Source organism: Shewanella sp. 5S214 (genome assembly GCF_041439795.1).
Taxonomy (GTDB): domain Bacteria; phylum Pseudomonadota; class Gammaproteobacteria; order Enterobacterales; family Shewanellaceae; genus Shewanella; species Shewanella vesiculosa.
Window position 1 is genome coordinate 143,727 of the sequence record NZ_JBGOOV010000007.1, and the last position, 13,485, is coordinate 157,211.

The following is a 13,485-nucleotide window of genomic DNA, read 5'->3' on the forward strand; positions in this document are numbered from 1 at the left end:
CTCATTATAACCATTGAAAAACATAAGTCGCGAAATATCACGACTTTGAATATCCAAAACAATAATGACTTATTTTCGTGTTATTCACGACTCATCAAGATAATAAGAAACTGATTTAAGCTCTTTTTATTTTAAAAAAAAATATTATTGTCGTCAGCTCAAAAGCCTAGCAGCATCAGCCGTCAATATTAACAAAGGTACTCTGTGACTTTCGCGTTTGTGTCATGTCGATCATCATCTGGCTGGCGATTGAAAAAATACAGTAGCCTAGAAAATAATAGAAACCGATTTCAAACTGAGATTGAGTCTTAAGCATATCGCCCATACCGGCTGAAGCATTACCTGCCATGTAGGTCACGATAATAGCAACCACAAAAACATCGGCCATAGACCATTTGCCGATAGCGCCAATCATACTGTTAAGCTGTTGTTTGATTCGCTGGGGCACTGGCAGCAGTAATATCAGCATAGTGATTAACTTCACTGCGGGGATCACAATACTAAATAACCCCACTAACATGGCGACGATTAGATTATGAGACTGGTACAGCGCCACTATGGTATCAATGATACTGCGACTATTGCGAAACACCTCCACCTCTCCCTCAAGTGTATCTAGGCCAAACAGACTGGCCGCAACATCGAGTATTCCACGGGTATTAGCACGAGAATCTTCGGTGAGTTTTTGGGTTAACATGTCTTTACCCGTATCAAGCAACTGTGACTTTTCAATCGTTCCTGTCATCGTTAACATGGGCTCTGTTACACCGGGAATGAGTAATATTAACGATATCAATACTAAACTAATCGATAAATACACTTTCATGAACACCTCGGTTAATAATTTGTAGCAAAACAAATGGTCGTATTTTACTGTGATAATGATGTATTTTGAGTATGCTAGGTTATGATGTCATATTGTTCATATGATTAGCCATTATGTTGCAACCCGCTCTACTGTCTAATAATGAGGCGAATACATGCCAATGTTCCGGTTTACGACATGCTTACTCTGGTTAACTTATATTATTTCAGCATCAGTGACTGCGGCAACCTTAACGGTTGATGTTACCGATGCTCAAGGTAATATGCTCAGTGATAGCGTGGTAGAACTTATCTCGACTGCGCCACTTGAAGCCACTTCGACAACAGAAATAACACTGCCTGCTACAGCCCATTACGAAATGCGTCAACAAGATCGCGTATTTTACCCTTTTGTATTAGCTGTGCCACAAGGGGCAAATGTTGATTTTCCTAATTTAGATCGTACTCGACACCATGTTTATTCATTTTCTGAAGCCAAACAATTTGAGCTAAAATTATACGTAGGCACGACCGCAGATCCGATTAACTTTGATAAAGCGGGTCTAGTCGCTATCGGCTGTAATATTCATGACTATATGCAAGCCTTTATTTACGTTGCTAAAAGTCCTTATTTCTCGGTAAGTGATGCGTCGGGGAAAATACAATTAACGGATGTACCGCCAGGAGAATATCAAGTTAAGATTTGGCATCCTTGGCAAATTGTTGCACCAGCATCATCTTCGATTATCCTTAATGATGGCGCTAATCAATTAGCGCTTAGTGTCGATATAGAACACCAAAATAAACCATCATCGCCACCTAGCGGATTTGGTGCTTCTGATCATGCCAGCCATATGATGGGACAACATGCCAAATAGTTTTCGCAGCAGATTGATCATTGCATTTTTACTCATATTAACTTTAATGCAGTTAACTACTGCCTTGTTTGTGTTAAGCGCAACTCAACGAGATTTCCGCCAACAACAAACTCAAAATCTTAAAATTGGCTCTAACGTTTTTGTCGAAATGTTGTCAAATCGCAACAAGCAGCTTAACCAAAGTTTGTCATTATTAAGTGCTGACTTTGGCTTTAAGCGCGCGGTCGCGACCGGCGAGCAAGATACAATATCATCCGTTTTAGCAAACCACGGCCGTCGGATTAATGCCGATGCCGCTATTTTACTCTCTCCGCAGGGAACCCTGCTGTCATCAAGTTTACAAGGTCTGACTAAAGCGAATATTGATGAGTTATTTGCATTAACAAAAAATCGCTCAACCACGTTCGAAATTTTTAATTATGATCACAGTAGCTACCAATTTGTTTTGCAGCCAGTTAAAGCACCTACATTAATCGCTTGGGTTGGTATGGGCTTTGCGATGGATAAAAACGTCGCCGACCAAGCAAAAACCATTACCGGGATCGATATTAGTTTCATTAACCAGTCAGCTGACAGAATTGAAATAGTCTCCACCCTGCCACCCGCTCAGCAACAAGATGTTTTAGCGCAGATGGATCAATTAGACCAAACTATCGATGTGGTCAGCGACGACGTACCACTGGGCTATTTATCTACCACCATTGCATTAGACAACAATAGCGATAATCAATTAGCGGTATTACACCAATCAAATATTAAGTGGCAGCAAAATTACGATGCATTACGCAATAACATGTTACTTGTATTTGCGATAACCTGTTTACTGGCCTTTATGATTGCAGCCTGGTTTGCTGGCGGCTTAACCAAACCTATTTATGGATTGGTTAATTTTGCCCGCAAAGTGGGCCAAGGCGAAAATCCTCCGCCAATTAAAGGTGCTCCCGCAGAGTTACAAGTATTAGCCAACACCCTATCGATAATGCGTGAAAATATTGAGTCACGCAAAAATGACTTAGTGTACCAGTCACAGCACGATAACCTCACAGGCTTGTATAACCGCGTAGCAGCTAAACAACTCCTTAGTCAGCTGCTAAGCAAAATGCATGGCAACTTAGTGATGATAGACATCAAAAACTTTCGTCATTTGAATAACATTATTGGCTTTGCCAATGCCGATGATCTGTTGGTATTGTTTGCGAGTCGCTTAGAAAGCTTATCTCCAACAGCACAGTTAATATCGCGCTTAGATGGCGACTCGTTTTTATTGTTATTCCAACCTGGTATTGATGAGCAACAGCTTGATAATTATTTACGCTTATTAACTCAACCCTTTGCCATTCAAGGATCAAAAATCACAGTCAACGTTCGCGTAGGGATGGTAGATTTATCCCGAGGCTATGACAGTAATGATATCGATACCTTGATTCGCCATGCTGAAATTGCCTTAAACCAAGCCCGCATGGAATCATTAAGTATTGCCACTTATCAACAAGGCGAAGATGAGCGCTATCTGCGTGAATTAATGATCATCCGCGATTTACCGATAGCCCTAAGTCAAGGGCAACTGCATTTAGTGTTTCAGCCCAAAGTTGATATTCAGACGAATCATTGCCATGGAGCAGAAACCCTGATCCGTTGGCTGCATCCTGAATTAGGGTTTATTCCACCGGATGAATTTATTCGCTTAGCTGAAAACTCAGGTAATATCTCGATTATTAGCGAGTGGGTGCTCAATACCACCATAAAACAGCTAGCCAAATGGCAGCAACAAGGTATTTCACTTACGGTCGCGATAAATTTATCCGCCCACGACTTAACCAATCCTCAGCTACCACTGGACATTGAACAATTACTCATTAGCAATGATTTACCCATTACCGCCCTATCGATAGAGGTCACTGAAGGTGCGGTGATGAAAGATGCGCAAACGGTGATTGCGGTTTTGCAGCAATTTCGCAATATCGGTATATCGATTGCCATCGACGACTTTGGCACAGGACACTCTTCATTAGCCTATTTGAAATTATTACCGGTCAATGAAGTGAAGATTGATCGCAGTTTTATTAAAGATATTCATACCGATGCCACTGATTTAATGATCGTTGATACTAGCATTAGGTTAATTAAGGGACTTAACTTATCCGTAGTGGCTGAAGGCGTAGAATCCGCAGAAGGAATCGATATTTTACGCAAGCTTAATTGTGATATAATTCAAGGCTATGTGTATTCTAAGCCATTAAAAGCGGATGATTTTATTGTATGGTTTCAACAATTCAATCAATCTAATGTTCCATTCTAATGAAGATACGGTGCGCTAATGTATCAAATCATATGCATTATATTATCCGGGCTATTAAGCCTAATCGTGACGCAGGCCCAAGCTGATACGAGCAAAATTATCGCCACTGGCGGCGCAACCACTATTGAAGGTAGTGCCGGAGGTGGCATAGTACCTTGGGCGGTAATTAATGGTTATGCAAGCTCTGATCAATGGTCTTTAACCGCGATGAACTCCGCCGTTTATGTTGACGACTTTACACTGCATTCTATGGGGGCATCGTTAAGCATTGATAATCGCTTTGAACTGAGTATTGCCAAACAAACTTTTGATTTAGACACTCTGGGCGGCAAACTAGGCCAAGATATTGTAGGCATAAAATACAAACTGGCTGGTGAAGTGCTCTATACCGCAATGCCGCAAATCAGCTTAGGATTACAGTACAAACGTGTTGATGACTTTGCCTTACCACAAGCAGTGGGAGCAAGAGATGATTGGGGGTTAGATGTGTATTTGGCCGCTAGCAAGGTCTATTTTGAAGCCATTGCAGGCCGTAACCTTGTAACCAACCTAACCCTGAGAGCCACCAAAGCAAACCAAACAGGTTTACTCGGATTTGGCACTGCAACCAACAACGATTACACCTTACAAGCCGAAGCTTCTATTGCGGTGTTATTAACTGATAATATTGCTCTGGGTTATGAGTACAAACAAAAACCAGATGAGTTGAGTTTTGCGCAAGAGCAAGATTGGCAAGATATTTTTGTCGCCTGGTTTGTTAATAAACACCTTTCGGTTGTCGGCGCATATGTCGATTTAGGCAGTATTGCCGGATTTAAGCAGCAACAAGGGTGGTATTTATCCGTAGAGGGAACACTGTAATGCTGAATGCTTTTAAACATCATCTACTGGTATTGGGCGCACTGTTATTACTGTCTACTGGCTGCGCAAGCCAACCAACAAGCCTTTACCAGCAGCTGGGGGGAAACAAAGGCATCAGTATGATCACCGACGATTTCCTGGTTAATTTGTCCCAAGACAAACGCCTCTTACATCACTTTGAACAAACCGACATCAGTGTTTTTCGTCAACGGCTGATTGAGCATTTATGTGTTGTCACTGGCGGTGAGTGTCTTTATCAAGGAGCATCTATGTATGATGCCCATATCGGACTGCACATTAGCCAAGCCGACTTTGATGCCTTAGTGGGCCATTTGATTGAAGCCCTTAAACAACAGCATATTCCTATCGCAACACGTAATGCGCTTCTAGCTAAGTTAGCACCCATGTACCAACAGATTATTGGCCATTAGTTATTGCTATTCACTCACAGGGCTTTACTGGCATTTAGTAAAAAGGGCTAGGATCGACATCGAGCATACTTGGCGATACGCCTCGCTCAATATTTAACTCAGATTTAAGTAAATCCACCATAGTCACTTCGGTATAGTGCTTATGCTTGATTGAATAAAAGCACTTAACGATAGGATGCAAGGCATCGCGACCTTTAGCATCCCATACAATTCCTACACGCAGGTCCGATAGCTGTACTAATGAACCGACAGGGTAAATACCCACGCAGCGGATGAACTCATATACCAGTTTTTGATCAAGATGAAATGGTGTCAAGCTGATCAATATTTTAAATGCTGCCGCGGGGCTCATGGCTTCTTTGTAACAACGAGCAGCAGTTAACGCATCGAAAATATCTACAATACAACTCATTCGCCCATGCTGAGGAAGTTGCTCATCTTTGAGGCCATTAGGATAACCGCGGCCATCAAGCTTTTCATGATGCATTAAGCACACATCTTTACTCACTTGTGACAGCCCTGTTGTTTCATTCATGATTTCAATTGCATAAAATTGATGCAATTTCATGTGTTCAAATTCTTCTGGGGTCAGCTTACCTGGTTTGTGTAATATTTCGTTATCAACTTTAATTTTGCCGATATCATGTAAAATCCCCCCAACCGCCATTTGCTTAAGCAATTCGCGGTCAAGCTTAAGGTGCTTGCCAAAGGTGACGAGCAAAAAGGCAACATTGATAGAGTGTTCAAGTAAGTAAGCATCTTTGCTACGCAGTGCTGAGATGCACTTAAATGCGTCGGCATCATCCATAACCGACTCAATCATTTTATCAGCAACATCTTCAAATTGACCCACTTCGATAGCTTTACCTTCGAAGGTTTCAGACATTACTTTTTTGATAAGCCCCTTGGCTTCAGCAAGTAACTTTTTAGCTTGCCCTCGTTGACCATCTCGAGTGACCGTCGCTTTACGCATTAATAGGCTGCTAGCAGAGCTTGCTCTTTCTGCTTTTTTTAATCCACAGGTGTCTGAAGAGCGTTCAATATCAACCCACACCAATGCAATATTGTTGGCTTTAAGTTTGACAATTGCATCACGGTATTTAATTTGTCCGGGATTACGGATGGCTACTTTACCGTTCTGATGATCTATCGCGGTAACAAACATGCCTAAAGCAAGTTTATCGATAGGGACTTTGATGACATTGCTTGATTCGGCAGAATCATTCATTGTACAAATTACTCCGGGAGACGAAACTAAAAAACGAAATCTGACTTGCAATTTCTAGTTATATTTTGAACTACTTTACTCAATTCAGCTAATTTTTACTTCAGATCATCACACAAATATCGATGGCACTTTAACATTGACTCAACGAGATGTTCGACATTGCTTTTTCATTCTATAACGATCCAATAACACTAGCCAATAGCTGAATTCTTTAACATGGTTACCTAACAGACACATTACCAAAATCTCATGGCTATATTAGCAATTCAGATCACACACTTTAATCTTGCTAATTGACACTTTTTCATCTGTTTATTAACGTTAACGCTTATGTTGATATACGAGAGGCACAGATTGAAAGGTCACTTTTTTTCACCACAATTTAGCGAGTTGATCTCTAAGCTCGAACAACTTCGCAGCATACCGATCTGTGACCCTATAGTGCAACTGTCAGTCGATGCTCCAGCATTACCATTAATCTCTTGGTTAAGTGCCCAAACCGTATACCCTAAAATTTATTGGCATGGCCGTGATAGAAATGAAGATGTCGCCGCTATAGGTTCATGTAAGGCATTTTATTTTGCCGACCAAGTCGACGACAATGCCTTAGCGCAAATCTATCAGCAACAGCGTAACAAAACCAATCACCAAGACATTCGCTATTACGGCGGTTTAGCGTTCGATCGCACGGTAGAATGTTGGCCTGAATTTGGCCGTGCACACTTTATATTACCTAGAATAGAATTACGCCGAAGCGGTCATAAGGTTAGGATATTAGTAAACCTTAATTTTGAGAATGGAAACGCTGAAGACGAAATCCAAGCTGCACTTGATACTATCGCAATGGTGCAAAAACCTGCTCCCTTGTCGCCACCGAATAAACTCATGTTAATGGGTCGAAGTGATTTACCTAATTTTGCCCGCTGGAAGGAATTGGTTGAACAGGTCACCCAAGCTAATTTTATCAAATCGACTCCCAAAGTCGTCTTATCACGCCACAGCCAAATTGATGTAAATGACCATATTGACCCTTGGACTGTTTTAGCCTGTTGGCAAGGGCGTAATCCAAATAGCTTTCAATTTGGCTTTCAATTTAGCCCTGAACGCGCATTTATATCTTGTTCACCCGAACGGTTATATTTACGCCGCCAACAGGAACTGTTTACCGAAGCATTAGCCGGAACAACAGTGCGAGGACTTAATCCTGATGAGGATGCATTACTGGCTCAAGCGCTATTAGATGATATTAAAAATAGCCATGAGAATCAGTTAGTCAGAGAGCATATTGTCAATGTACTCACACCATTAAGTCAGTATGTGGGCGCCGACGAGCAGCCTAAAATATTTAAGCTTGATCATATTCAACATTTACATCGCGCTATTCGAGCACAGTTAAAACCAGGCATTAGTGATTTTGAATTATTACGGGCGCTGCATCCTACTCCTGCCGTAGGAGGTTTACCTCGCGAGGCGGCATTAAACTTTATTCGCCAGCGAGAAGGTTACGCTAGAGGTTGGTATGCTGGAGCTTGTGGTTATTTAAATCACCATGAATCAGAGTTTTCTGTTGCGATCCGCAGCGCTTTAATTGAACCCAGAAGAATCAACTTGTTTGCCGGAGCAGGTATTGTTGCGGGGTCAAATCCTGAAGCTGAGTGGCAAGAGCTGGAAAACAAATTAGCGACAGTATTGTCTATATTAATCGATTTTTAATATTTCTAAGCTGACTCCAACGATGCTTGCTCGCCATGACTAGGCCTTTCGCTTGTACAAAACCCATGCTATTATCCCGCCCCCATGATTGCTGACCGCCATGAATTCGCTTAAAAAGGTTAATCAAGTGGTGTATTTATCAGCAAACACGACCAATAAACTATAATGATAATATTCTCTATAACAGGTATTAACTTATCGGCTTAACTCAGGCTATATAGTCCCGTTAACACCAGTAAATACTGTTAACTAATTAATAGCGGGTTCCCTCACCCCGCGCTAACCCAATTAAAAAGGCCACAATATGTTGACGTTAACCCAGGCGAAATATCGCCGAGCACTGATGCTATTAGTCAGTTTCCATATCTTAATTATTTGCGCAAGCAACTATCTTGTTCAGCTACCATTTCAGCTGTTTAGCTACCACACCACTTGGGGTGCATTTAGCTTTCCATTTGTCTATCTCGCCACCGACCTAACCGTAAGAATTTTTGGCCAACAAGCTGCTAGAGGCATTATTCTTAAAGCCATGATACCGTCACTTGTGGTGTCGTATTTAGTCGGGGTATTGTTTCACCAAGGTCAATTACAAGCGTTTGGTGCATTAATCGAGTGGAACAGCTTTGTGTTTCGCATCGCCTTTGCCAGCTTTGTGGCGTACTTGATTGGCCAGCTAATGGACATCACTGTATTTGCTAAATTACGTCAGGCCAAAGCTTGGTGGGTTGCCCCCGCAGCATCAACATTAGTAGGTAACTTAGTCGATACCTTAGTGTTTTTCAGTATCGCGTTTTATGCTTCCAGTGATGTATTTATGGCCACACATTGGCCAGAAATTGCTAGCGTTGATTACGCCTTTAAATTGATCGTGAGCTTAGGATTGTTTTTACCGGCTTATGGGGTGTTATTGAAGGTACTACAAGATAAAATTTTATTAAATGACATCACGACTGATGACGACATTATTATTCATGCATCAAAGTAATCGTTGTTAGGATAGGTGAATAAGCAAAAGCATCGTCAGCTCAATTACAGTGCCGCCGATGCTTTACTTATTTAATATGCGCAGTTTTTATCAAATACGATGACAGTATTGTTGTTCTAAACAATATTCCACAGATTATCATCAGCACATTAATCGCAAGATGCGCCTCGCGTTCCAGTAACGTTCATCTAAGCGTGAACAATAACAATCAGACTAACACCAACCTCTAATACCAGAATAAGCGCCAAACTGTTTTATTTTACAAAATACATTTACACACAAGTAATAAAGCATAAACATTTTTAATAAAAACAATAGCTTATTATTTTATGTGCTTAATTAAATGTAAAGATTCGATATATTACCTTAAATGCTTGCAAACACTAATGAGAATGATTATTATTAACTTGCGTTCCAAAACTCGGTTTAGTGATTAAAGACTTCATCACCTTTAATCACTTTTCAGAGTTCGCAAGCACGACATTGCTCATACACTCTTTGTGGCCGGATTCATCATCCGGCTTTTTTTTTAGCTGTTTTCTTATTGTGCTTTTTCACCAAAATGTAAGCCTTCATAAGGCCCAAGTTGTTGATCATCTTTTGCCTTGTGGTAAAGACCAATGGTAAATATGGTGCCCTTACCTACTGTCGAATTCACTTCAATCGTACCACCAAGCCGTTTAATTATCCCATAGCTCAACGAGAGACCTAAACCGGTACCATCTTTACGTGTGGTATAAAATGGGTCAAAAATACGACTCAAATCTTCTTTATTAATCCCCACTCCCTCGTCTTCAACTTCAATTTTAACGCCAATCGTTTTGCCATCTTCTAGCCAGTCATATGTTCGTAGCCAAATTCGGCCTTTGTTTTCAATCGCATGAGCGGCATTAACCATTAAGTTAATCAGAACTTGTAACAGCTGGGGACGATTGACTTCAACATCACCTGTGGCAGTGAAATCCTTGATCAGTGTGACCTCTTGTTGTTCAATGGAATGGCGGGCTAACAACAGCATCTCTTCAACAATTTGCGTCACTGGTTGCGATGTTATGGGGGCATTGAACTCACCTGGACGGCTGTATTGCAGTAGGCTTCGTATAATTGTAGTGATCCGGCCCACTTGCTGGAGCACTAACTCGATCTCTTCTTCGACTACGGCAGCATTATCACCAAGTTCATATTTTAACAGCTCCATATTGCCCAAAATTACCGCGGTAGGATTATTAATTTCATGGGCGATACCTGCGATGAGCTCTCCTAATGCGGTAAGTTTTTCATTGGTGACCAACTGTTGTCTGGTCGCATGCAATAACGCCACATTACGCTCGAGCTCCTCCGTTTTATCTTGCAAGCTACGAGTACGCTGCTCAACTTTAATTTCAAGTTGCTCTGCAGCAGATTGAATTTGGGCATTACGTCGCTGCAACTGATCCAACATATTGTCAAATTGTTCGGCTAAATGTGCCAGTTCATTATCACCATTGATGTCTAATTTACCGATCCTGATATTGCGCCCAGATTGCACCGCAGTAACCACTTGGTGAATATACTCAATTGGCTGTAATAAGCTGTTTGCTCCCCGGTACACTAGAAAACCTGAAATCAATAACACAAACACTAAAATGGTACCGAGCTCGATAATATTGAGTAAATAATTATGCAGAAAAGGAGACTCAGAAAAGCCCACATAAACCATCCCAATCCGTTTACCGCGCACATCCTGTAAAGGTAAATAACCAGAGATGTACCAATCATTGAGAACAAAGGCACGATTTATCCATGTTTGCCCTTCAACCAGTACTTGTTGATACACTTCATTAGACACCAGCGTACCTAATGCTCTATTGGGTTTATTCGGGTCTTTGGGAAATTGCTCCATCGGGACATTAGTACTAATCCGAATATTATCCAGAAAAAGGGTCACGGTACCGATTGAGCGTTCTGGTAATGTGCCTTTGCCGTAAACTAAGTCACGAATATTATCGACGATGGCAGTATTGCGGTTAAACAACATACCACCATCTAAATACCAAAATACATTACCCGACTGGTCGGCTATCGGTAATAAGGTTCGGCTTAATAAACCACGTGTTTCAATATTTTGTAGAGGCTGTTTGGCATGTAATGTGGGAATTAAGCTAATGTTAGCTTGGGTTGCTAGACTTGAATTAATTCTTTCGAGACGTTTAGCTGACAGCACCATCAAACCAGAAAAAGCCTTCTGTTGAGTTTGGTGCAACATCAAACGTAAGTCGGGATCCGCGGCAGCATCTGCGACACGAATTAACCTTAGAAAGTCTAATCCTGATGCTTTTTGCTGCTGTTCTAATAGTATATTTAGCGCACTAATAACCTTGGGATCAGCTTGCTGCTGACTGTGTTGTAGCAACCTAAATGCATGTTGAAAATCCCATGATTTACTGATCGACTCTAAACTGTCTTGTTGGCGTTCCTGCACTTGCATCAAGGTACTATTGGCGACAACTAAATCAGCCTTTACCTTCATAAACAATTGTTTGCCCGTGTATATTACATTCCAATATATGGTTATAAAAACTAAGCTAACCAGGGTTAATACAATAGGCAGAGATGTCAGAAACAAGATCCGATAACGTACTTTGGCTTGCATTTGCTGCCAACTAATACCGAAAACTCGTGTAAAAAAACCCTTCGAATTCGCCACGTTTATGTTTCCTCGTGACCTTCTTCGGCGTGATTCAACCAATCTTTAAATTTTCGATCTAATGTTTTTCGCGACACACCTAAATCGCGGGCAGCAGCAGATTTATTGCCGTTATGATTATCAACAACCTTTGTGACATGTTGTTTTTCAACTTCTTTCAATGGCCAATTAAGCGGGTAACCCATGGCATCGTTGACCATAACTGACGCAGGTTTTTTCCAATATTCAGCAGGGGGTTTGCCTAATAAAATACACCGTTCAATCATATTACGTAGCTCGCGAATGTTACCAGGCCAATCATGTTGCTGCAGCACTTGCAGATCTTCGTGGCTCCAAATAACGTCTTTAATACCCAATTCTTGTGACAATTGTAAGGTAAAATAATGGGTAAGTTCAGCAACATCATCGGGGCGAGATCGCAAAGATGGAATAACAATATTTAATACATTCAAACGGTAAAATAGGTCGCGCCTAAAACGTCCCGCCTCAACCTCATCGATTAATAAACGATTAGTTGCCGCGATAACGCGCACATTAATATCCACTTCTTTTTCGCTTCCAACTGGACGAATCGCACGCTGTTCAAGCACTCTTAATAATGCCGTTTGCATATTCATTGGCATTTCGCCAATTTCATCCAAGAATATTGTGCCACCCGAGGCATAACTAAATAAGCCTTCACGATTACCTTTGGCCCCTGTAAATGCGCCTGCAGTATGGCCAAACAACTCACTGGCCAACAGATCTGGGGCTATTGCACCGCAGTTCACCGGCACAAATGCACCACTTCGACCGCTAAGCAGATGTAGCTGTCTGGCCACCAGCTCTTTACCCGTACCAGACTCGCCTTCAATTAACACCACAGCGTTCGTCGGGGCGATGCGTTCAATCACTTCTTTAACATCGCGAATAGCTTCACTGTTACCGATAATAGTCGATGATTGACCGTGCGATAATTCACGCTTTAGCATAAAATTCTCACGCTTAAGCAAACGTTTTTCGATACAACGATCAACGGCAGTGATCATCTGCTCTAAATGAAACGGTTTCATAATAAAATCACACGCACCCGCACGTAATGCTTTGATTGCCACATCCATATCGGCGTAACCAGTCATAAAAATAATATCGGATTGGTGCTCGGGATCATTAAGCGCTTCATGCCATTCAATACCCGATCTATCAGGCAAGCGAATATCCACAATCAATAAATCGAAATGACCATGACTGCGTAACTCTTCAGCTTGGGCAATTGAAGAAGCGGTTTCAACCAAGGCAAACTTTTTAGCCAAGGCTTTCATCAAAAAACTGCGCATACCGGGTTCATCATCAACAATGAGTACTGACATTGTGGTCTTTGCTACTGGGTTGGCATGTTCATTTGGACTCATAAATGGACTCTTATATGGACGCTTTGGCAAGCTTTGTAATACTGTATCACTGAATTCAAATCACTTGGTCACTATGAACCATAGAAAGGTGATCATGGGACAATTTGTCTAATATAAATAACCATAGCTTGGGAGCAAGTTCACAGTTTCGATTTTATGCGTGAACAGTATTTGCATTAAAGTACTTTGGCATTTAACTTGCTTATTAC

General features: G+C 41.4%; 10 protein-coding genes. 6 read left to right on the forward strand and 4 right to left on the reverse strand.

What is annotated here, in order from left to right:
- Positions 1-175: 175 nt before the first annotated feature.
- Positions 176-826, reverse strand: a complete 651-nt coding sequence (locus ACED29_RS06855; RefSeq protein ID WP_182756903.1) for a paraquat-inducible protein A — start codon at positions 824-826, stop codon at positions 176-178.
- 160 nt (positions 827-986) lie between these two features.
- On the opposite strand from ACED29_RS06855, the gene ACED29_RS06860 reads away from it, so the two are divergent.
- From ACED29_RS06860 to ACED29_RS06875, 4 genes are read left to right on the forward strand one after another with little or no spacing between them, the layout of a single operon-like run.
- The gene (locus ACED29_RS06860; RefSeq protein WP_259396827.1) at positions 987-1,682 is read left to right on the forward strand and encodes a methylamine utilization protein; all 696 of its coding nucleotides are present in this window, start codon (positions 987-989) and stop codon (positions 1,680-1,682) included.
- Complete coding sequence (locus ACED29_RS06865) at positions 1,672-3,981, forward strand: putative bifunctional diguanylate cyclase/phosphodiesterase (protein ID WP_371697335.1); 2,310 nt, start codon at positions 1,672-1,674, stop codon at positions 3,979-3,981. Before ACED29_RS06860 ends, ACED29_RS06865 begins: the two co-directional genes overlap by 11 nt.
- An 18-nt stretch (positions 3,982-3,999) precedes the next feature.
- Positions 4,000-4,842, forward strand: a complete 843-nt coding sequence (locus tag ACED29_RS06870; RefSeq protein ID WP_124016714.1) for a DUF3034 family protein — start codon at positions 4,000-4,002, stop codon at positions 4,840-4,842.
- Positions 4,842-5,273, forward strand: coding sequence for a group 1 truncated hemoglobin (locus ACED29_RS06875; protein WP_124016713.1), 432 nt, complete (start codon positions 4,842-4,844; stop codon positions 5,271-5,273). The genes ACED29_RS06870 and ACED29_RS06875 overlap by 1 nt, the downstream gene beginning before the upstream one ends.
- A 34-nt stretch (positions 5,274-5,307) precedes the next feature.
- Here the strand turns inward: ACED29_RS06875 and ACED29_RS06880 are convergent, their stop codons facing one another.
- The gene (locus ACED29_RS06880) at positions 5,308-6,501 is read right to left on the reverse strand and encodes an HD-GYP domain-containing protein (protein WP_124016712.1); all 1,194 of its coding nucleotides are present in this window, start codon (positions 6,499-6,501) and stop codon (positions 5,308-5,310) included.
- A 354-nt stretch (positions 6,502-6,855) separates the two neighbouring features.
- On the opposite strand from ACED29_RS06880, the gene ACED29_RS06885 reads away from it, so the two are divergent.
- Positions 6,856-8,214, forward strand: a complete 1,359-nt coding sequence (locus ACED29_RS06885; protein WP_371697336.1) for an isochorismate synthase MenF — start codon at positions 6,856-6,858, stop codon at positions 8,212-8,214.
- 304 nt (positions 8,215-8,518) lie between these two features.
- Complete coding sequence (locus tag ACED29_RS06890) at positions 8,519-9,199, forward strand: 7-cyano-7-deazaguanine/7-aminomethyl-7-deazaguanine transporter (RefSeq protein ID WP_124016710.1); 681 nt, start codon at positions 8,519-8,521, stop codon at positions 9,197-9,199.
- A gap of 541 nt (positions 9,200-9,740) precedes the next feature.
- Here ACED29_RS06890 and ACED29_RS06895 read toward each other — a convergent pair.
- Both ACED29_RS06895 and ACED29_RS06900 read right to left on the reverse strand, forming a co-directional pair.
- The gene (locus tag ACED29_RS06895) at positions 9,741-11,831 is read right to left on the reverse strand and encodes a HAMP domain-containing sensor histidine kinase (RefSeq protein ID WP_124016773.1); all 2,091 of its coding nucleotides are present in this window, start codon (positions 11,829-11,831) and stop codon (positions 9,741-9,743) included.
- Positions 11,832-11,887: 56 nt separating this feature from the next.
- Positions 11,888-13,276 (reverse strand): sigma-54 dependent transcriptional regulator, encoded by a 1,389-nt coding sequence (locus tag ACED29_RS06900; RefSeq protein WP_182698241.1) that lies wholly within the window; start codon positions 13,274-13,276, stop codon positions 11,888-11,890.
- Between the last annotated feature and the right edge of the window lie 209 nt (positions 13,277-13,485).

What these genes read in the sequence shown, in the direction of transcription:
- ACED29_RS06855 (WP_182756903.1), bottom strand. Translation starts at nt 826, where the DNA reads ATGAAAGTGTATTTATCGATTAGTTTAGTATTGATATCGTTAATATTA.
- ACED29_RS06860 (WP_259396827.1), top strand. Translation starts at nt 987, where the DNA reads ATGTTCCGGTTTACGACATGCTTACTCTGGTTAACTTATATTATTTCA.
- ACED29_RS06865 (WP_371697335.1), top strand. Translation starts at nt 1,672, where the DNA reads ATGCCAAATAGTTTTCGCAGCAGATTGATCATTGCATTTTTACTCATA.
- ACED29_RS06870 (WP_124016714.1), top strand. Translation starts at nt 4,000, where the DNA reads ATGTATCAAATCATATGCATTATATTATCCGGGCTATTAAGCCTAATC.
- ACED29_RS06875 (WP_124016713.1), top strand. Translation starts at nt 4,842, where the DNA reads ATGCTGAATGCTTTTAAACATCATCTACTGGTATTGGGCGCACTGTTA.
- ACED29_RS06880 (WP_124016712.1), bottom strand. Translation starts at nt 6,501, where the DNA reads ATGAATGATTCTGCCGAATCAAGCAATGTCATCAAAGTCCCTATCGAT.
- ACED29_RS06890 (WP_124016710.1), top strand. Translation starts at nt 8,519, where the DNA reads ATGTTGACGTTAACCCAGGCGAAATATCGCCGAGCACTGATGCTATTA.
- ACED29_RS06895 (WP_124016773.1), bottom strand. Translation starts at nt 11,831, where the DNA reads ATGCAAGCCAAAGTACGTTATCGGATCTTGTTTCTGACATCTCTGCCT.
- ACED29_RS06900 (WP_182698241.1), bottom strand. Translation starts at nt 13,276, where the DNA reads ATGAGTCCAAATGAACATGCCAACCCAGTAGCAAAGACCACAATGTCA.